Consider the following 22681-nt stretch of genomic DNA (forward strand, 5'->3'; position numbering starts at 1 on the left):
GGTTTTGTTTATTTTTTAAAATTATATTTTACTGTTTTCCCTGCTTCCTTACCTTTAGGAAAGAGTATTTTAATATGTGTTTTCCCTTTACTATACTGACTACCTTTAGCCTTATATTTTCCAGCAATTGAAACTGTTATCGTAGTTAATTTACGAGAGGGATCACAAATTGACAAGGCCAATTCATTTGTTTGATTTTCTATCATCAAAATACAGGGCTTATCTACGGAAACCCCTCCATGAATTTTTGAAGTTCCCATTGAATAAAAAACAATACCTGCCATTTTATGATCTACCGTTTCTACAGATTGTTGCTGTTCAGTATTGGTGATCTTAAATGGGCTCTTCGTATTTAAATCCATCATTTTTTCTTTTGATGCATTAGGAACGAGAATATAACTATACTTACCGTTTTTAGGTTGAGAACCATGTTCCAACCATAATTTAAAAATGTTTTCTGTTAAAATAACAGCTCGATAGCGTTTCGCAACTTTGTACCAGCTTCCTTCTAAAATTTGAGCTGAAAGATTGACTTTACCTCCATTTGGAAACAGATAACCAATAGTATCGTGTAAAACCCAATCAACCTGTAAACCATTACGCAATCTTCTTATTTTTTCTATTTTATTATTTTTACTTATTAAAACACCTCCTTTTAAAAAAGTCTGATTGATTGAAGTTGTCACAGGGTAATTTGTATTTGAAGAAATACCACTTCCCAAACAAACTATTTTATCATCAAACATAAACCATGATTTTTTAGCCTTTAAACCATCACGATCATAATCCATAACTGCAACCCCATTTTCACTACTACTTACACCTCCTACAAAAACACTATTGGTCTTAAAACCACTAAACTTAATAATTGGAAGTGGTTCTTTATCTTGTATTATTGTGGTTCCTGGTAATTTTTTCCAATCCCAAAATGGAAAAATATTTTCGTATTCTTTACCGTGAGTTGACAATAACGAAACACCGTCTCCTAGATGATACCCTTGAATATTTTCTTCGTTAACGGACTCTGTACCCACAACCCGTTTTGAACTCATTTTAACCGAAAAATAGAAATCTTTTTTTCGATGGACTTGAAAGTCAGATTCCCAAAAATGCTTATTTCCTGACAATCCTTTAAGATCTAAAGCCTTGTCATAAGATTTTACATGAGCAGTATCTAAAAATTTCATTTTTTGAATACAAGCTTTTAAACGTGCTGCTTTTTTCAATTGTTCATTCTTAAAAAGCTGTCTTCCAGATGCACTGACATCATAGGTTCCCTTCCAAATTACCCATTGCTGTCCTTTAAGTATTAGATTTCGTAAAAATTTAATTTTATCGGTTTCAAATTCAAAAGGAGTATTGTTCACAAGGGTGTAACATTTTATCATATCTTCTAAATACGACAAACCATAATTTCCAAATTGTAATTGTGCTCCATGTTCATGATAAGACCAATCCGACTTGACACCAACACCATTTGCTTTCTGAAGTTCATTTTGTATGGCTTTACTAGCAATAGCAACTGAGTCTTGTTTTCTTAACAATAACGAACGTAACATTACATTGGTTGACAACCAAACTTTATTTTGACCCGACATTTTAATTTTTGCACGATTGAGCAGAACTACAGCTTTTTTTAGCTGCTTTTGACTCAGTTCATTTTCCATTAAAAAAAGTGTAGGTAACAAAAGTTCAGGAACACCAATATGCTGATCGTGCCAATTGGTACTTAAAAAATCATGGTCCAACCAAAAATTTAAACCTCTGTGTATTTTCTCCAATAACTCCTTATCAGCGTAATATTTTGATGTTTTGTTGTTATAGTTAATTGCGAAGTTCTGAACATATTGTAAATGATCTTTTACAGGCCACCCTCCTCTAATTTTATTGGTATAATCTATTGTTGACCATGAACCTTCTTTCTGAAAATCGTGCAATAAATCTTCAATAGTAGCGTCATCTATTTTCAGATTCACAAAATAACTCCTAACATTTTTATGGAATTGCACCAAATCAGATGGATACAAAACCTTTGAAGTACTATTCTTATTTATGTCATGACAACAAAATAAAATAATAAATGACAGTAATGAAAAAAAATAAGTTCTAATAAATTTCATTTTTAGTCAATAAAAAGTTCATCAATAAAAGGGCCACTCTTACCTGTTGTTTCTATTCTGATATTATTAGCTCCAGCTTTAAGTCTTAATATAGCAGGAACGAATTTCCATTCTTTTTCCCAACCTCCAGTTGATTTAAATTCTAAAGTCCTAATATATTCGTCATTCAAATACAATTTCATTGGATGAGTTTTATCAGTATTGTTGTGCATATATCTAAAACGCATACTGTAATCTCCTTCTTCACCATCATTTTCTTGGTAAAATGTGATGGCACCTTCTTTACCGTCAAACCGTACAAATCCACTTCCTTTATAACGATGGGCGTCAGTACTAGCTTTTGCCCCACCTTTTAAAATCCCTTCTTCTGCAGAGATATTTACACCTCTCCCAATCCACATATCTTTAGAATGTTCATCTCCCCAAAACAAGCCTTCGTTTTCACCAAAAGTTTCCTCCATTCTTAAAACATTTTTTTCATCTTGTTTTATAATGGCTTTTACTGTTGTATTCTCTTGAACTTCAAAAGCTCCTGTATAAACGATCCCATTCGTTTCTGGGTTTTCTCCATTAACCGTATAAAAAATCTCCAAATTTGATACTGAATTCTCACCTAAGACAGAAACCTGTTTTGCATCGATGGTAATTTTATTAGAAGTATATAATGCCTTATCTCCTAAAACTGAAGCTGTTATTAGTGAAGCTTTTTTTGCATTTGGCAACGCTCTTAAAAACAATCTCGATTTCCCGAAAAACAAAGCTCGATGATCCGATTTTGTTCTACTTGTAGGATCAATCGGATTTCCATTTTCCATAGAAATTTTCTTGAGATCACCTTGAATACTGTAATAGACTTTGTTTTCTCCGTATGGATATAAATTATCATTAGCGTCCAATCCTTCAGAAGTAACAATATAACTTGTAGTAAAACTATCTTCAGCATCAAGCTTTTGAATACTTGTTTTTAATTTTGAAGGCTGTTTACTGGTTGAAAAAGATGTTCTTTTCACTTCTTTTCCATCAACATAAGCTACGGCTTCTAACTTTCCTTCTTGATATGGCACCATCCATTCGCATTGCATTTCATTCCAAATTGTTCCTGGTTTGTCTTTACCTAAAGATTTACCATTTAAAAACAATTCAACCTCATCAGTATTAGAATATACCCAAACTGGTATAACAGTACCTTTTTTCATTCTTGGATGCGTCCAACTTGGTAACATATGCAGCATGGTCTCCTCGGTCCATTGACTTTTATAGAAGTAAAACAAATCCTTTTTAAAACCTGCTACATCTAAAGCACCACCCATAAACAAATTAAAAGGCAACCCACCATGCACCAAACCAGCTTCTCCATAATAATCGAATCCGGTCCATCTAAAATGACCACTATGCCAAGGATTATCTCGCATGACTTCCCAATATTTTCTTGCAGATACACGAACCGTGGCATTGTCGTAAGAAGAATTAAAGCTTTGTTTTCTATTTCTCCAATTTTTCGGATTGATCCCTTCGTAAAAAAATATTTCTTTTTCAGTTAGGTTTGGTAGCTCATATGTACCAGGCAATTCATTGTCTCTCCACCAAGTTTGCGTTCTGTAATACCCCCTTGTTTGCCAAGTATGTGGCGCTTCGGTAGAAATAAAGGGTTTGTCAAAAGTTCGGCTTTCAATAAACGATTTCGTTTCTGAACCTCCATTAACTCCGGTTATATCCATATCTTCAGGATTACCTGCACCTGATGTAAATAATCTTGTTGGATCTAAACTTTTTCCGAATTTCACTAATTCTGGACCAATTGGACTATGCGTTTCATTCCCTAAACTCCATACAAAAATACTTGGGTGATTTCTATCTCTAGTAATCCATTCTGTAACATCACGTTGCCACCACTCATCAAAAGCTTGTTTTCCATAATCTTGGGGTGCTTTTTTGTGCCAACCATCAAAAATTTCATCCATTACCAACAAACCAATCTCATCACAAATATCATAAAACATTGGAGGTGTTGGATTATGAGAAGGCCGAATGGCATTGATTCCCATATCTTTTAACGATTGTAGTTTCCATCGCAACAAGGGTTTTGTCCAGGCCCCACCAACAGGACCTCCTTCCCAATGTTCACAAACACCTTTTAATTTTATATTTTCTCCATTCAACCAAAACCCCGTTTTCGCTTCCCATTTCACCGTTTTAAATCCAAAAGTGGTTTCAATTTCATCAATTACCCTTTTTCCATCTAAAATTTGGGTAATAGCTTTATATAATGTTGGACTTTCTGGACTCCATAAGCTTGGAACGTCAACTATCAAAAAAATCTTCTCCTTTGAAGATTTAATTTCTTTATGTCCCGATGTTAGCAAATCTCCAGAAGCAGAATAGAGTTGAACGGCATACTTCAAATTGTTTGAATCCCCTTCAAATTCAGTTTCAACAAACACTAGCGCTTTATCGCTCTTAATCTTTGGGGTGGTTACAAAAATTCCATTAGGTTTAAAATGCACAGGATTCACTTCGATTAATTTTACGGCTGCATAGATTCCACAAGGGTGATACCATCTTGCCGAAGGCTCCAAAGAATTGTCTACTCTAACCGCAATTGTATTTTTCCCTTCTTTTAAATACGTTGAAATATCATATCGAAAACTTATATAACCATATGGACGTTTTCCTAAATGATTTCCATTTACCCAAACTTCACTGTTCATATAAACACCATCAAAATTGATGTAAGTGATCTTCGATAAACTTTCTTTTCTCACCTCAAAAGTTTTTCTATACCAACCTATACCTCCATCGTGATAGCCACCTCCTTGCCCTTGATCACCACCTTTTCGAACTCCTTTCTCAAAAGACCAATCATGTGGAACATTTAAAGTTGTCCAAGAACTATGATCGTAGTTTTCTTTAGAAAAGACATCTTTATCCTCTAAAATAAACTGCCAATTGTTATTGAAATCACGTTCAATACGTTGTGAAAAACATTGCATTGAAAAAATTACGAATGCAAAAATTATTTTTTTTTTTATTTTAAAATTACTTCTCATAGTATTCATATATGACAGAACGCTCGTTTTACCGAGGCTATTACACTAATTTTCAATCCAATATTTGCTTTTTATTATTTTAGTTATAACAAGTTAAGTTCCTAAAACGATTGAAAAGAAATTTAAAAATAAGTAAGACTGCCTCTAGGTCTATCCTGTACTATGACGATATGATGATAATAATTTAGTTATATTCAAATTAGACAAGAAAACTACTTATCTAATTGAGGATATGCAGATCTATTCTTTAGAGGAAACTGACTGTTCAACAATTGACGCATTCTGATGACTTCCTTTTCGTAGATAGTCTCTTCTATAAGATTTTTATTTTCTAACTTATAATCCTGCTTACAGGTATAAAATTCACTATCAATTACTTTATCATCTGTATTACTCCACCATTCTGTGTACCTAAATTGTCCATCGGTACAAGTAAATCCCATAATATTTTTTCCTCTAGGATACAGACTATAAGCCCCCTTTTTCCAATTCTTGTTTGGCGCATCTACAAGTGACAATATACTGTTTCCATCTAGTGCGTGTGTTGTTAAGCCACATGCTTCCGCCAAGGTTGGAAATAGATCTACATTTTCTACTAAAGCATTTGATTTTTTATTCGTTACACGTTTTTTATAACTAGTTTCTCTACTAATAATTAAAGGCACATTTACATCAATTTCAAAATTGGAGTGCTTACACCATGCGCCATATTCACCTAATTTATAACCGTGATCACTCATTAAAACAACAAGTGTATTTTTACGTAAATCAAGCTCCTCTAAAGCCTTCATTACTTTTCCCATTTGAGCATCTATATAACTAATAGAAGCATGATAGCCGTGGATTAGCTTTTTAGAAGTGGCATCATCTAAAAGACCTTGTTTTGGTATTCCATAATAATTACGCAATTCCCCCCATTTTGATAACGATAACCTAAACATATCTTTTGGAGCTACTTTTGCCGGTACGCTAAAATCTTCTTCTTCATACAAATCCCAATATTTTTTAGGAGCATTAAAAGGAAGATGTGGTTTTGTTAGGCCGACAAACATCATAAACTTGTCGTCTTTTATTTTTTGGAGTGTTTCTATTGCTTTTTTTGTAGCACGCCCATCTTTATAAGCTTCATCCGCAACATCTACACATTCAAAAGCAGGTCCATTTGACTTGATACCCGCTTTTTTCAAACTATCAATTAAAGTCAGATTTTCCGGTTTTACCCAAGAATTAGACTCTTTTGGAATATGAATGCTCCAACTAGCTTTATCATCTGTGGTATGATGATAAACTTTACCAACACTAACGGTTGTATAACCATTAGATTTAAAAAACTGAGGTAAGCTTACCTTATTTTTATGCCTACTACGTAAGGGTGTAAAAATGGAATAAATACCAATATTTTCCGGTTTTAAACCCGTTAAAATACTCATTCTAGAAGGTGCACAAATGGCTTGCTGTGCATACGCTTTTTGAAACAAGACTCCGTCTTTTGCCAAAGCATCAATATGAGGACTTTGCACTAATTGATTACCATAACAACCAAGCTCAGGACGTAAATCATCAACTAAAAAGACAACTACATTTGGTTGTTCTTGGGCTAACATCTTGTAGCAGTATACAAAATCGAAAATCACAAAAAGCAGTAGTAAACTTATTTTTTTCATTATTCTTTATTTGATAATTGTTTGAAACTTATAGGTTCCTGGCTGTACGAAAAGCTCAAAACAGTTTTTCTTTTTACCAACAAACTCTACTCCAGCAACCATCTCAACAGCGACTCCATTTACCAACAATTGTTTATTGGTGTTTCCTTGAACAATGACTATTGCAGTTGTATTTGGTGGAATTGTAGCTTCCAGTTTAAAACTATTGTTTACAATTTCCCAAGAACTTGACACCTTTCCATAAGTTGTCTTTAAACTTGCAGATGCCGAAGTTAATGGTTGACTTGCTTCGGGTGCTATTCTAATTCTTTTATAACCCGCTTCCAAAGGAGCAATTCCTGCAATACGCTCATACATCCATTCTCCTATAGCTCCATAAGCATAATGATTTAAGCTATTCATATCCATCGGATTAAAGCCTTCCTCTTTACTATAACTATTCCAACGTTCCCAAATAGTTGTTGCCCCTTGATTTATTGAGTAAAACCACGATGGATAGGTTTCATTAAACAATAATTTATACATGAGGTCAATTTCTCCTGTTTCATCTAAAACTTCTGATAATAAAGGTGTTCCTAAAAACCCCGTACGTAAATGATTATCCGCTTCACTTATTTTCCCCAATAGCTGTGCTTTGGCATTTTCTCTATTATCATCCGACAATAAGTCAAATGCTAATGCTAACAAATAGGAAGTTTGAGTTGCTGTAACTTCTTTCACTTTTCCTTTGTTAAAAAATGTATTTTCAAAGGCTTGCGCTACATTTTGATACAAAGCTTCGTATTTTTCTTGATCTTCCTTTTTTCCTAAAACGGCAGCCGTTTTTGCTGTTAACTTGGCTGAATGTGCAAAAAATGCAGTCCCTATTAAATCATGAGATGTGTCTCCTTTATTTTTTCCGTTTTTAGGATACGGTTGTAACCAATCGGCAAACGAATTCATATGAGAAATATATTTTTTTGACGTTTCCTGATGATGTTGTACCCATTTTTTCATCATGTCATAATTTTCTTCTAAAACACTTATATCTCCCGATCTAAAATAAATTTTCCAAGGAATAATTGTACAAACATCTCCCCAACCTGAGCTCACTTTTTTATTATTCAAAACGTCAGGTACAACCCAAGGTATTCCACCATTATCATATTGAGATTCGCGAACACTTTGCAACCAACTTGCCCAAAAATTATGAACTTTGGCATTAAACATGGATGTAGGTCCAAAAACCTGCGCATCACCCGTCCATCCCATACGTTCATCTCGTTGCGGACAATCTGTTGGAATGTCGAAAAAATTACCTCTTAGTCCCCAAACGATATTACTTTGCAACTGGTTTAATTTTTCATGCGACGATGTAAACGTCCCGTTATCTTCAAAATTAGAATACTGAACCAGACCTGTTACCCATTCTTTTGTTGGCTTTTTAGATGTATCAAACCCACTTAATTCTACATAACGAAATCCGTGGAAAGTAAATTTAGGCATCCATTCTACAAGGCCATCTTCAGCCGCCGTATAATAATTTGTAGACTGAGCGCTTCTATAATTTTTTGTATAAAAAGAACCATCAGGAGCTAACATTTCTGCAAATCTAATTTTCAATGTTTCCCCTTTTTTCATCGGTACTTTTACTAAGGGCACACCTACCATATTTTGTTTTAAATCGAAAATAACAGTTTTGCCTTTTTCAATTATTTCTTTGGAGGTTACTCTAATTTTTGTTTTTACAGTGGCATGCCTTTTTGGCTCAAGTTTAATTTTATCGGTCACCACATAAGTATTTACCGATGCCCAATTTTTGTCATCAAAATTATTTGTTGTCCATTCTGGCATTTCAAAATTGGCATCATAGGTTTCTCCATCATAAATTTCTGAAAGTCTAATTGGTCCCTTTGTGCTTCCCTTCCAAGTATCATCAGAAAGAATCAATTCTTTAGCACCATCTTTCATCGTCAACTCTAGCTGACAAAGTACTTTTGGCGATTCTGTATCACTCCAATAAGACTTCATCCATCCCAACCTTCCTGAGTGCCAAGCAGCGGCTAACTCTATTCCAATTGTATTTTGTCCAGATTCTATCAAATCGGTCACATCATAAGTAATGGTTTCTATTCGTTTTTTATAGGGTGTATATCCAGGTGGCATTACATCATCACTTACATCTTCTCCATTAATAGTTACATCAAAAGCACCTTTAGCAGTTATGTACAACCTTGCTAAAATCACATCATCAGACAATTCAAAACCTTTTCTTAGGTACTGGGGTCTGTGAATAATATTATCTTGACTTCCTAAAACCTTTTCTTCTTTAGTTGGCAGGCCTATCCATTTTGCCTTCCAATCACTATTGTTTAACAAACCTAATTCAAAATGATTGACATCACTCCATTTAGAAGCCTCATTATCTTGATTCCAGTATTTTACTTGCCAATATACCTTTTGGCGAGACGTTAATTTCTTTCCATTGTATTTTACCCAAGATGATTGATTAGAACTCTGCTTCTTAGAGTCCCACAAGTCAGCATTATTTGGTAAAAGTTTCGGATTACTTGCTACGATGATTTGATATGACTGTTGATCTTTAACGTTTTTAGAAACTGGCAATTTCCAAGAAAATGTTGGTTTAGAATCGTAAAATCCTAACGGATTTTTAAACCCTTCAGAGACGGTTAAATCTTCAGCTTGTTTTAGTATTTCTTTTTCTTTGCAGGAAACAAAACTAAAAAAAGTAAAGCACCCAACGGCGAATAAGATATATCTGAAATTTATTTTTTTAAACATGTTTTAAAATTTAGTTTGAAATTTATAGGTACCAGGCTCTGCTACTATTTTGTTTGATTGATCAGATTTTATCATTTTTAAATTTACTGTTTTCTTGAAAGCATTTCCGTTTACCAATAAATCATCTAATTTACCAAATGGTATATAGATTTCTGCAGATGTATTTGGTGGAATTACCACTTCTAAATAAAAGATACCTTCTTCTATTTTCCAGGATGATAAAGCCTCACCAAAAGATGTTTCAACACTTGCTGAAGCCGATGTTAATCTTTCATTTAGAACAGGTGCAATTTTAATTTTTTTATACCCAGGCGAAAGTGGTGAGAGTCCAGCGATACGTTCATACATCCACTGCCCTATTGCTCCATAAGCATAATGATTCAAGCTATTCATACTTTGCGGATTGAAACCATCTTTTTTACTAAAACTATTCCAACGTTCCCACATAGTTGTAGCCCCTTGATTGATCGAATAAAACCAGGACGGGTAAGTTTCCTTAAATAAAATTTTATACATTAAATCAATTTCTCCCATCGCATCTAAAACCTTTGGCAATATAGGCGTTCCTAAAAAGCCTGTTCCTAAATGATAATTTGCTTTCTTAATTTCGGCAAGTAAATGTTTTTGTGCTTTTCGTTTTGTTTCTGGTTTTAATAAATCAAAATGTATCGCAAGTAAATAGCTAGTTTGAGTTTGTATTTTATTTTTGAATTTTCCATTTTCATCAAAAAACTTATTTTCAAAAGCAGACGCAATAGACTCGTATAGGTTTTGGTATTTTTTTTGATCTTCCGTTTTGCCAAGTACTTTTGCTATTTTAGAAACCAAATGTGCAGAATGTGCAAAATAAGCTGTATTGATTAGTGGTTTTGGCGTATCTCCTCTATTTCCAATTTTCCCGTCTTTCTCAGGATAAGGCTGTAACCAATCGGCAAAGGAATACATGTTAGGAATATAATTTTTAGACTTGGATTGGTAATAAGCAACCCATTTTTTTGCCATTTCATAATTTTCTTCCAAGACATTTATATCACCCGTAATATTGTAAAGATCCCAAGGAATGATTACACAGGCATCACCCCAACCCGAACTTGCATTGTTGTTTTGAAGTACATCGGGTATAATAAAAGGAACTAAACCATTACTATGTTCCGATTGTGTTTCACGCATACTTTGCAACCAAGCTGTCCAAAAAGAATGGGTATCATAATTAAACATAGCTGTTGGTGAAATTACTTGTGCATCACCAGTCCAACCCAAACGCTCATCACGTTGTGGGCAATCAGTAGGCACATCGAAAAAATTATCTCTTAGGCCCCAAGTAATATTGCTTTGTAATTGATTTAACTTTTGATGAGACGATGTAAAAGCCCCATTTTTCTCAAAATTAGAATGTTGCACCAAACCTTTTACCCATGTTCCGTCTGGGGTAGCCTTTTTATCATAGCCACTCAACTCAACAAATTGAAACCCATGAAATGTAAATTTAGGTGTATACTCAATAATACCATTTTTAGCGGCGATATAATAATCTGTAGATTTTGCAGAACGGTAATTTTTTGTATAAAAAGTTCCATCGGATAATAACATTTCAGAAAAGCGAATTTTTAAAGTGTCTCCTTTTTTCATTGGTACGCTTACTTTTGGCACCCCCACCATATTCTGTTTTAAATTAAAAACAGCTGCAGTATTCGTTACTGAAACTACTTCTGCGTGCTCAATAATTGCTTTTACTTTAACTGTATTATGCCGCTTTGGCCTTAGCTCAACAGCAGCTTCAATAGCCTCAACCTCCACATTTTCCCATGTTGTATCGTCAAAATTAGAAGTCGCCCAATTTGGCATTTCAAAATTTGCATCATAGGTTTCTCCATCATAAATTCCCGAAAATCTTATAGGACCAGAAGTACTTCCTTTCCAACTTTCATCAGAAACAATTGTTTGTTTAGAACCATCATTCAGAACTACTTCCAATTGGCATAATATTTTTGGTGATGCAAAATTTTGATACAAAGCCTTCCCTCTACTAATTCTACCAGAATGCCAACCAGAAGCCAATTCCACGGCTAAAACATTTTTTTTTGAAGTTAGCAAATGAGTTACATCATAGGTCATCGTTTCAATCCGATGATTGTAGGGCGTCCAGCCTGGGGTCATTACATCATCACTAACATCTTTTCCGTTTAAATGCACGTCAAAAACACCTTTAGCCGTGATGTATAATCTTGCCGAGGCCACATCAGCAGACAGGTCAAATCCTTTTCTTAAATACTGAGGTTTGTGTATTAAAAACTTCCGAACACCTTTGATACTATCTTTAGCCGTATCTAATCCAGTCCATTTGGCTTTCCAATCGCTATTATGAAGCAAGCCTAATTCAAAAGTATTTACTGTGCTCCATGTTGAAACATTTTTATCCTGATTCCAATACCGAACTTGCCAAAATACTTTTTGTTTTGACTCTAATGCTTTTCCTTTATATTTTACAAAAGTAGATTGTGGACTTTCTTGTTTACCCGAATCCCATAAATCGGCCTTATTTGGTAATAATGCTAAAGAACTAGCCACAACGATTTGATACGCTGTTTGCTTTTTAATATCATTAGAAACAGGTAGTTTCCATGAAAATGTTGGTTTAGCATTGTAAAATCCGATCGGATTTTTAAAATTTTCTGAAACAGTTAGTTCTTCTGGTTTTAATTGTTCATTTATGGAGCAAGCGCTTAAAACTGATAAAGCAAGAATACTAAATGTTAAAAAAAAATATTGAATCTTCATGGTATGGATAACTTAAATTTCTATTCTCTTGTAATATTGGTTACGGTATTACTTAAATTCTTTATCATTTTATTATTGGAATATACTCCCCATCTAAAATGATAAAGTGCCGCTGTGTTTCCTTTTGTACTTTCTTCAGAAATCCCAGTAAACTTTAGTTCATCATTGAAATACACCTCCATTTCTTTTCCGTTACTCCTTATTTTTATTTTGAAACTTTTATTACCTGTTGCCCAATCTTCATCCGTAGAAATTCGACTATTACCATTGGCCCTAGACCCAACATTGATTCTTCCATTGGTTCTAACTTCCACTCTAAGTTGTGGTCCACAACAGCCTGCAAATAATTGTGCAATAGTATAAGTCTCATCTAGCTTACCACTTGGTTTCATTGTAGCTTCTAAAATATGCCACTCTGCTCCTTCTTTCCATTTTAAGCCCTGACCTGCTTCCGTTCTAGCATGTTTTCGTTCTCCAATATATTCATCACCATCAAAAAGTTTGAATATTTGTTTATTTGCTTCTTCTTCGTACCATTTTGCAACTTTATTAAAGTTTTTTCGCTCAACATCATCATCTATAACAGTAAATAAATTGAAAGGGTTGGGAATACCTTCATTTGGAATGAGTGGAATTGTATTTCCTTCTTCTTGCACTTGTTCTTCTTCTAAAATAACATGATCACTGTTACCTGAACAACTGAAAAGCACAAAACAACCATAAATATAAAACACGATTTTTTTCATAAGAAAAAGTTTAAAATAGAAAAGCAAGATTCCTTTTTTTTATAGAAAAACAATCCTGCTCTGTACTGATAAATATGATTAATCAAATTATTTGTAGCGTACAAATAACTTCTTTGTAATTTTTTGGAAAGTCCACCATTACTGGAAGTGCTTCCATTCCTGGCACCTGATTAAAAACCCTAGCTTTTTCAGATTCTTTTATTCGCAATGGCACACTTGTTTCTACCACTACAACTCCTTCTTTTTTATGAATTTCTATAATTTTAGAGGAGACCTGAACCACCTTTTCTCCTGTTGATGAAATTATTGGCAATACTAAGACATCTCCATTGTCTTTTTTTGAAGTTCTTTTTGCCCTTATTATGGTTTTTTCTGTATCAAAAATATAGTTCAACTTAAAATTAGCCTCCTCATTTAAGGCTTTCTTTTCTCTATTTGTTAAAGTGGTGTCAATTTCAAAATTAATCCTATCATTTATATCCTTGTAGCTTACTTTCGCTTTTAAATCATAGATATTCGTAAACCACTCCCCCTCAACAATACGCTCAACTCTTGGTGTCAAACAAAAATCTTCACCCGGTTGTGGTTGCTGATTATTAGGCTCAACCAATAAATACTCAGCCATACTCGCAGTAAATATAGGCCCTACTTTTTCATGCCATAATACATTTAACGCACCTCCTGTTCCTGCTACAGAATATTTTTTCTTCCATATTTGATCGTAAGAAGACACAGTACTTTTCCATGGCCCCCTTGCACCCAACCAAACATCTAATTCCGGAAAATGCTTTACGCCATTATTGGAACTTCTAGGCAACGACTGCTCTTTATTTACACTCATTATTTTTTCACTGTTATCTAATACAAAAGCTAAATTTTTTGCATGAGAAAAAGTGTGATGTATACATGGTTTTTCTCCATGTGTTTCATAATGCAATCCTCCTGACAAAAGTCCATTTACGGTACAACGTGCTAACAACTCCGTATTCATAACTGCAGCCGTACCAAAAGTAGGGTTTCTATCTGCCATTAATGAAAACGCAGGCTGACAACCATCCGTAGTTCTACTTCCCCAATAAGTCCATTTATTTTGCCTAGTTCCCCAGCTATTGTCCCATGCTCCATCTGGCAACATAAACTCCAAATGTCCATTCATAGACTCCGTAAGCAATTGCAATAATGCTTCATCTTTTTCTATAAGAGCATACTGAACCACTCCATTTAATGTTTCTTCTACATTATAGCCCAAATCTATAGGATACAAACCTTTAATGCTTTTATCATTATCTGGCTTATCTTCACCAAAAATGAGTTTATTTGGCTCAGTCAAATATTCTGGAATAAGTGCCGCAAATTCTTTACTTCTTACAATATATTTTTCTTCATTAAAGTATGCTCCTAAAAAACGAAGTGCATAAATAGCTGTAAATCTATAATTAATATGACTAAAATGCATGTCAAATTTCCGATAAACAAATTCTATTCCAGATTTCAAACGTTCTTCCCACTTCTTTTTCATTTTCTTAGTCAAAAGATGACCATGATGATGCAAGGCTTCACCCAAGGCAATTGCCGTAAAAACGGTAATACCATTCCATGATTTAGGGTTTATATCATTTGTCCAACTTCCGCTTCCGTCTGGTTTGTCAACATTTTTAGACCAATCCATTAATTTGATTGCTGCATCTAAATATTTTTGATCTCCCGTTGCATCAGCCATATACATTAAAGGGTAAATAGCATCATTGCAACGTCCATGAATTGTACTACATGCATGGCAATACAAAGCGCCATCTTCTACAGACTTGCTTTTATCATGAATTTGATCGCGTAGCATTGCATCGCACCAAACTTTTAAAAGTTGGAAGGATTGCTTTTGAAATGCTGTCATATCATTAAGAGATACAACTTTATACTTATTGCCTGCCCCGACACAAGCATGCATAGGTAATAGTAAACCTAAACTTCCAATTGCCGAAATATTTATAAACGAACGTCTTTTCATTTTTATTTTGATTTTTGAATTGTTTTATAAAAAGCGGTTAGAAGCCTCAGGAACTCAGTAATTGTTCAGATATACTGTGGCCACCTGATATGGTTCTTATTATTTAATTTCTGTAGTTTTTATTGATATGGCCGCTAAAAACTTCCAGTAATCTTAAACAAATGATTATTTATTATAAACCAACCTAAGTATTGATATATGCCATACACTGTTTCTAAAACTCAACCATTCTAGAAACATTTTAAAATTATAAAAATGTAACTGCTTTTTAATAAATACTCACATTACAAACACCATCCTCCTCTTTAAGGTAAAAAGTAGGAAACATGAATTTAATTCGTTCAAAAAAAAACTTTTTTTAGAAGTAGTTTTTCAGCTTTAATCAATTTTTAACAACTTTTATAAATGTAGGTAGCATTGAATTTAATTTAACAAAATAGATTCCATTAGGTTGGTCTGACATATCCATAAAAACTTTACCACGATTCACGGAATATTCATTAGCAGTTATTAGCTGAGATTGAACATTGTAAATTTCTATAAAAATACTTTTCAAATTTTCAGGAACAAACAATTCAAAATTACCATTTGAAGGATTTGGATATGCGGTAATCTCTTCATACAAATTAATAGATTTAGTCATAACACCTTGACAAGCACTTTTACTTTTCACTTCAACCTCATCCCCATGATGTACAGCAACTGAGAAATTTATATCATAGGTTTCCAAAACTTCTTCTCCGTTTTTGAAAACTCTAAAAGGACCATTCCCTGTAGCTACAGAAACAATTGCAGATTGTTCCGAAATTTGTATCCCTCCACTTAAACTTACGTATCCATCAATAACAACTTCATAGCATTGCTCATGATCCTCTCCAATAACTTCTATACACAGATTATAGGTCCCTGGATTAAGATTTTCAATTGTTTTATTTTTTGTGAAATCATAATCTACCCCATTAATTGTAGCCACATAATCATGAGTGGCCTTTGCATTGATAATTAATATGCCATTATTCTTGTTTTCACAAGTTTCTCCTATAGCTTGTATCGTAAAATTATTTTCCTCTTTAGGATCTTCATCAACAATTCCTAAGTCAATTATCTGTAGATAAATAGGTTGCGAATTACCCGTTTTTTTCTCCATTAAATAGTAATAAAGTTTCCCTTTATTAATATGCACCCTACCGTGATCAAATACTCTACCCGATGTTGCTTCATAAACCCGTGTAAATTTATTGGTTCCACCAACAGCTTTATCTACAAAAACACGTCTACTACTTGTTAACCCAATAATATAAACATTCTCTCCAGAAGTATAAATTGATGTTCCTCCAGCAAAGTCTTCCGATGTTATAAATTCCGTAGCTCCTGCAGGTTTATAGGTGTGTAAAGATTTTGTTACATTATTTTCATTGTCTTTTACTTTGCTTATAATATGTACATCACCTTTAGCTGTAACTGTCCAATCAAAATCGGCTACAATATATACTTTATCTGTTTGAGTGGTTTGCACATAATCACCAGGCTCCATCACTTTTATGAAATCGGCGTCGTAAAGTGGTAAACTAAACGATGTTCCTGAATGACTTTTCCAACTATCTGTTCCATTTTGATTGTCTGAATATGCATAATACACACCATTTTGGTATTGATATTTGTCTAAATGATTTTCTCTGCGCTGAAAACCTATTCTAATTTTCCCATCAATATATTTCATGTTCCCATAAAGTCCCCAATTATAGGAAACCGAAGCATGATTCTTAGCATTTAAAACATTAAAGTGCGTGAAATTTGACCAAGACGAAGAACTAGCATTGTACTTAGAAAATTTATACGCGCCATTATTATTCCCCCCTTCTCGCATGTACATAAATAAGTCACCGGCATCATTCAAGAAAAACTGAGGATAGGTTAACCCTTGAAAATTTGAATATTCAACTCCTCCATTTAAACTCAAATGCTTATAGCCTCCAGAACTATTTTTCACAAATTTATCCAAGGTAAATTCAGAATCAGGTACTATTGTAAGATTCTTAACAGAGTGAGAATATCTAAAATAGTCGTTTGCTAGACTGCCATCTGTAGGCCGTGTTTTATGATAGGCGTGCATATCATATAATAAATGAATTGTACCGTCTAATGGACTAATTCCAATACCTATCGTATTATGAGATTCTCCGATCCACCATTGATTATTAAACCCTGTATGTCTATGCGGAAATTCTATTGTAGCCATAGAACCCGTTAACGTATTGTAGCGTGTCAACATCACATGACGATCGTCTTTACCTCCTCGATACCATGTCATAAAGACATAATCTCCATAAGTTTTAATACAATCTCCATGCGCCGATATATTACGTCCATAAAAATAATCAAACGGTGAATTTACGTCTTTACTCCCACCTGCATCGGCCACTTTAGCCCCATCAAAATGCAATCCAAAATCAGTGATTTTTACTTCTTTTTCAAAGGCTACTTCCTGTGCATAAGTCGAAAGAAAACTCCCTAAGAATATAGATATTAGTATAACTAATTGTTTATTTACGAACGAATTACATTTCATGTTAAAATTGTTTATTTCTATGAATAAGCAATTTCTAAATTTCCCTACCAAACAGCATCATGCACTGTCCTGTATTATTTATATTTACTATTAAAACAATAAACTCGTGATAACTAAGAGAAAAACCTATTTATTTTTTTTAAAATAATTAATCCATATAAAACACTTCCTCCAATGGAATTGACACCGGTGAATTATCTGGATGAACCTCCATAAGATCTGCCATAAAATCCCACCATTTTTTCACAATTTCATTGTTTGCTAGATCTTGAGAACCACCTTCACCTGATACTTTTTGAAAAGCAAAAAGAATACTGGTTTCTTCGTCAAAAAATATCGAATACTCACTCACACCATTCTCTTTTAGCAGCTTTTTAAGCTCTGGCCACAATTCATTATGGCGTTTTGTATAAGCTTCCTTTTGCCCTTTGTTTAATTTCATTTTAAAAGCAAGTCTTTGCATGAGGTTTTTTATTTAAGGTATGTATTGATGAAAAAAGCAAAAATAGTAGACACTAAAAAGTGGGGAACTAGAACGCTCATCTTCAATAGTACAAAAGAGAAAAATCTAATCCATCCTGTTCTGTCATGATTAACAGATAAACTAGAGGCGCTACAATTATTACAACAGCACCGGGTTACTAAAAAGGATAAAACGAAAAATCGTTTTATCTTTATCTAAAAAAACAAAACGATTTTAAATACTCTAAAAAATTCTTACTAAAGTATCGTTAGTAAAACTCCTAGTCCACTAATTAGGATTGCTAAATTTATCGGCATACTCCGTTGGTGACAAACCATATTTTTTTCGAAAACATTGGCTAAAATACTTCGGTCTTTTAAACCCTACTCTATAACCAACTTCTGCCACGCTTAATTTATCTAACTCCAATAATTTTGCAGCTCTTTTCAATCGAATTTCCTGAATAAAATCTTTAGGTGTATGATTAGTCCATGCCTTTATTTTTGTAAAAAGCATGGAGCGACTCACCCCTATTTCTTCACAAAACAGATCAATACCAAAATCTTCATTAGATAAATTAGCCTCAACTACTTTGTATGCTTTTTTAAGTAATTCTTCATCTAAGGATGTAAGGGAGACGTCAAATGCCGCATAATGATCCTCTGAAGAAAACTTTTCTTTTATGCGCTCTTTCGATTCTAATAAGTTTTTAATTTTCAGCTTAAACTCTTTTATATTAAAAGGTTTGCTAATATAATCATCCGCGCCACTTTCCAACCCTTCAAACTTATATACTAAAGACGTTCGTGATGTTAGCAGTATTACGGGTATGTGACTGGTTTTTATATTTGTTTTTATCTTTGAGCAAAGTTCAGTCCCCACCATTTCTGGCATAATAACATCACTGATTATTAAATCTGGTAAATGTTTCTTAGCTAATTGCAAGGCCACTCTTCCATTCTCTGCTTGAACAATATTATAATCAGGTTTTAGGGTTTCCTTAATAAAAGAACGCAATACAGGGTTATCTTCAACAATAAGAAGGGTGTATTTCTTTTCTTCCTTCAATAAATCTTCTACATCATTTGTTATTTCAATTTTTGGCGCGTTAATTTGAGAAACATATTGAGAAACATCATCACTCATTTTAAAGTTTTTCATTATTTCAACTTCTGAAAGATGTTCTTTTCCTAACTTTAATCGAACTGTAAACTCAGCACCATGAGGTTTTACGTTTTCTACCGAAATGGTTCCATGATGCAACTTAACAATATTACTAGCTATTGAAAGTCCAATTCCAGTCCCTTTATTATAATTTTCTTTTGCTTTATTATGAATTGGAACTTCAAAAAAACGATCGAATATTTTTTCTAAAAACTCGTCGGCGATTCCAACGCCTGAATCTTTAATTTTTACAACTAGTTCTCCATCTTCTGTAGTTATTGAAATAGCAATACTTCCACCTTTTTCGGTATATCTAAATGCATTCGAAATTAAATTGTAAAAAACACGCTCTAGTTTATATCGATCATAATACATGCTTATTTTATTTTGAGAGGTAGAAAATGTATACTCATAGGCTCCTAGTTTGGCATATTCCGAAAAAGAGAGAAAAATTTCTCTTAAAAATTTCACAATATTTCCTTCAGCTGCCTCTAGCTCAAATTGGTCACTTTCCAATTTTCTAAAATCCATTAATCTATTTATCAGTCTTAATAAATGATCGGCACTACCTTCAATAATTTTTAGTCTTTTATAAATTGCATTTGTCCCGGTGTAGTTATTCAAAATCTGTTGTAACGGTCCTAGAATAAGAGTTAACGGAGTTCTAAACTCATGTGATATATTGGTAAAAAACTGTAATTTTGCATTGTTCAATTCCTTATTTCGTTTACTTTCTACATATTCTAAGGCCAATTTATGTTGCAACCTTGCTTTGGATTGTAATATCCAATAGATAGCGTAAAAAGCGCCACATATACATATAAAATATGTTGTATAGGCCCACCAAGTTTTCCAAGGTGCTGGTGTAACAATAATTTCTAAGGAAGTGGAATTTTCATTCCAAACGCCATCATTATTAGCGCCTTTTACTTCAAAAACATAGCTTCCGGAAGTTTGCAATGTGAAAAACGCTTCTTTTTGTTCAGTATACGTCCAAGTATCATCTAATCCTCTTAAGCGATACGCATAACTATTTCCACTCGGATTTACATAACTAGGTAGTGAATAACTAATGGAAAAATTAGCATTGTCATAAGCAAGTTTAATTTTAGTTGTATAAATAATGCTTTTTGATAAAATTTCATTGTCATCTCCTACCTTAACGGTCTCATTTTTTAATTTTAAATCTGATAATAAAACTTTAGGCGCATATTCGTTTTTAATAATTTTATCTGAATTAAAAGTTGTTATACCTTGAAGTCCGCCAAAGTAAAATTGATTATTCTTTAATTTCAAGCCAGAGTTCGGACTAAAATCATTTTTACTTTCGATACTTTTTTGCTTGTAAACAATAGATTCTTTCGTTCGCGCATCGAATTTAACAATTCCTTTATCTGTACTCAACCATAAAAAATGTTGATCATCTTCTAAAATTGTATTTACTGTAGAAATTGGATTTTCAGCAGCAACCACCACTTTTTCAAAATCGTTACCATTAAACTTATAAAGCCCTCTAGAATTTGTTCCTACCCAAATGTTTTTGTTTTTATCTTTAAATATTGTTTTTACATTATAAGATAAAAAACGGCCACCTACCAAATACCTAGCAACATCGTAACTCCCTACCTCATTAAGAGACAATACATTGACACTCCCTAAACCTCCTGTCCAAATCTTCCCATCATCATCCAGAAATATGGTTTTTATAATATTCGTTCGAATCGTGGGTCTTCTAATTTTTGTGATTTTTTTTGTCGTAACATTGTACTTTACAATACCTTTTCCGAAGGTACCAATCCAAAAATCACCATGACTCCCTTCCTTTATTGCAAAAACACCTGTATTTTTCAAATACTTTTTCAGTTCCTTTGAAATAATATCTTTACGCTGTTTTTTTGTTTTTAAGTCGTACACAAAAACCCCATGATTTAACACCCCTACCCATAATAAATTTGGTTTTGTATACAACATGGTTTGCACGGCATAGGCAACTTTACTATTAGGATATGGAACTTTTAATACATGTGAAATCTTCCCATCCTTATCCAAAGTACTTATAACGCCACCTTCTGTACCAAAATACACATTAGATTTATCATCATACACAATAGAGTTAACAACATTATTAAAAACTTTATTATCTTTAATATGAATAAAATTCTCATTCGTTTTACTCCATATATTTGCACCACCCGTATAAGTTCCCAACCAAATAGAACCACTTTGATCTTTAAAAATTGATTTTATAAAATTTTGACTGATGCCAGAATTCTCTACGTTATTCTCCTTTAAATGGATAACTTTTTTTGCAGAAGTAATAACAAATACACCTCCAGTTGTTCCTAACCACAAATTCCCCTCATCGTCTTTTTGCAAAACACGAACATCAATATCATTGTGAATTTCTGTATAACTAGTTCTACTAAATTTTTGCGTTTCAATATGAAACAGAAAAAAACCATTGTATTTTGTAGCAATACCTAAAACCCCAGGCGATACTTCAATAATATCTTGAATAAACAACTTCGCCTCTTCTTCATTCCTATTAAATTCTTTAAAAACAAATTTCCCTTTGCTTCTCGATTCAAGTTTGGCTAAACCTTTAGTTGTTCCTACCCAAATTTGTTTGTTTTGATCAAGAAAAATACTTTGAATGTTTTTATAGGCAAAGGCCTCCTTTTTCACATCGCCATAAAAGGTATTCGTAAAATTATTTCGTTTTTTATTATAAATAGAAATTCCGTTTGCCGTACCAAACCAAAGCTCTCCGTTTTGCATTTCTTTACTGCAAATAACAACACCGTTAACTATTGAATTTTTGTCTTTGGTATTCTGGTAATAGCGTTCAAAAGCGTTTTTTTTGGGATCAAATCTATTTAATCCATTATAGGTTCCTACCCATATGTTCCCATCTCGGTCTTCTAAAACATCTAATATATCAGAGTTACTGATACTCGTTACATCTTTTGGATCATTCCTATAGGCTACAAATTCATTACCGTTAAACTTGTTCAGTCCATTTCTTGTTCCAAACCACATATGTCCTTTCGAATCCTGCTCAATTGCTATAATTGAGTTATTTGACAAACCCTCAGTTGTAGAAAAATATTTGAAGTGAAATCCGCCATCTTGACCATATAAAAAAAGGAACTTAAGTGTAAAAAGAAAAAACACTAATTTACGAGTCATATAGGGATTTGTTTTATTGAATTATAAAATTAAACTTCTTATTGGTTTATCCAAAAAAACACCTTGTTTATTTTAAGAACCTTAAATGCAAAAAGACCTTCTGTCATTCAACAAATGGTCTTTTCTAACTAAAACTAACTACAAAACTAAAGACC

Annotated in this window: 10 protein-coding genes; all 10 read right to left on the bottom strand. The window is 33.4% G+C overall.

Annotated features, from left to right (window positions below; translation table 11 throughout):
- Window positions 1-8: 8 nt before the first annotated feature.
- Window positions 9-2120: a polysaccharide lyase 8 family protein gene (locus tag FGM02_RS02235; protein WP_139956517.1), complete on the bottom strand. Its 2112-nt coding sequence runs from the start codon at window positions 2118-2120 to the stop codon at window positions 9-11.
- A 2-nt stretch (window positions 2121-2122) separates the two neighbouring features.
- Entirely contained in the window at window positions 2123-5110 is a 2988-nt protein-coding gene (locus tag FGM02_RS02240) for a sugar-binding domain-containing protein (RefSeq protein WP_243739335.1), read from the bottom strand.
- 269 nt (window positions 5111-5379) lie between these two features.
- Window positions 5380-6831, bottom strand: coding sequence for a sulfatase (locus FGM02_RS02245; protein ID WP_139956521.1), 1452 nt, complete (start codon window positions 6829-6831; stop codon window positions 5380-5382).
- Between the two features lie 6 nt (window positions 6832-6837).
- Entirely contained in the window at window positions 6838-9612 is a 2775-nt protein-coding gene (locus FGM02_RS02250; RefSeq protein WP_139956523.1) for an alpha-L-rhamnosidase, read from the bottom strand.
- A gap of 3 nt (window positions 9613-9615) precedes the next feature.
- Window positions 9616-12390, bottom strand: coding sequence for a glycoside hydrolase family 78 protein (locus FGM02_RS02255; RefSeq protein WP_139956525.1), 2775 nt, complete (start codon window positions 12388-12390; stop codon window positions 9616-9618).
- 20 nt (window positions 12391-12410) lie between these two features.
- Window positions 12411-13136: a polysaccharide lyase family 7 protein gene (locus tag FGM02_RS02260; RefSeq protein ID WP_139956527.1), complete on the bottom strand. Its 726-nt coding sequence runs from the start codon at window positions 13134-13136 to the stop codon at window positions 12411-12413.
- A gap of 82 nt (window positions 13137-13218) precedes the next feature.
- Window positions 13219-15141 carry a hypothetical protein gene (locus FGM02_RS02265; protein WP_139956529.1) on the bottom strand — a complete coding sequence of 641 codons (1923 nt, stop codon included), beginning with the start codon at window positions 15139-15141 and terminating at the stop codon, window positions 13219-13221.
- A gap of 382 nt (window positions 15142-15523) precedes the next feature.
- The gene (locus FGM02_RS02270) at window positions 15524-17710 is read right to left on the bottom strand and encodes a BNR-4 repeat-containing protein (RefSeq protein WP_139956531.1); all 2187 of its coding nucleotides are present in this window, start codon (window positions 17708-17710) and stop codon (window positions 15524-15526) included.
- A 148-nt stretch (window positions 17711-17858) separates the two neighbouring features.
- Window positions 17859-18173, bottom strand: coding sequence for an L-rhamnose mutarotase (gene rhaM / locus FGM02_RS02275; protein WP_139956533.1), 315 nt, complete (start codon window positions 18171-18173; stop codon window positions 17859-17861).
- Window positions 18174-18461: 288 nt separating this feature from the next.
- Complete coding sequence (locus FGM02_RS02280) at window positions 18462-22424, bottom strand: hybrid sensor histidine kinase/response regulator transcription factor (protein WP_243739336.1); 3963 nt, start codon at window positions 22422-22424, stop codon at window positions 18462-18464.
- Window positions 22425-22681 lie beyond the last annotated feature (257 nt).

Origin of the sequence: Flavicella sediminum, assembly GCF_006381105.1 — a bacterium.
Lineage (GTDB): Bacteria > Bacteroidota > Bacteroidia > Flavobacteriales > Flavobacteriaceae > Flavicella > Flavicella sediminum.

Excerpts from the sequence above, each read along its gene's own strand:
- FGM02_RS02235 (WP_139956517.1), bottom strand. The coding sequence starts at position 2,120 with ATGAAATTTATTAGAACTTATTTTTTTTCATTACTGTCATTTATTATT.
- FGM02_RS02240 (WP_243739335.1), bottom strand. The coding sequence starts at position 5,110 with ATGCAATGTTTTTCACAACGTATTGAACGTGATTTCAATAACAATTGG.
- FGM02_RS02245 (WP_139956521.1), bottom strand. The coding sequence starts at position 6,831 with ATGAAAAAAATAAGTTTACTACTGCTTTTTGTGATTTTCGATTTTGTA.
- FGM02_RS02250 (WP_139956523.1), bottom strand. The coding sequence starts at position 9,612 with ATGTTTAAAAAAATAAATTTCAGATATATCTTATTCGCCGTTGGGTGC.
- FGM02_RS02255 (WP_139956525.1), bottom strand. The coding sequence starts at position 12,390 with ATGAAGATTCAATATTTTTTTTTAACATTTAGTATTCTTGCTTTATCA.
- FGM02_RS02260 (WP_139956527.1), bottom strand. The coding sequence starts at position 13,136 with ATGAAAAAAATCGTGTTTTATATTTATGGTTGTTTTGTGCTTTTCAGT.
- FGM02_RS02265 (WP_139956529.1), bottom strand. The coding sequence starts at position 15,141 with ATGAAAAGACGTTCGTTTATAAATATTTCGGCAATTGGAAGTTTAGGT.
- FGM02_RS02270 (WP_139956531.1), bottom strand. The coding sequence starts at position 17,710 with ATGAAATGTAATTCGTTCGTAAATAAACAATTAGTTATACTAATATCT.
- rhaM (WP_139956533.1), bottom strand. The coding sequence starts at position 18,173 with ATGCAAAGACTTGCTTTTAAAATGAAATTAAACAAAGGGCAAAAGGAA.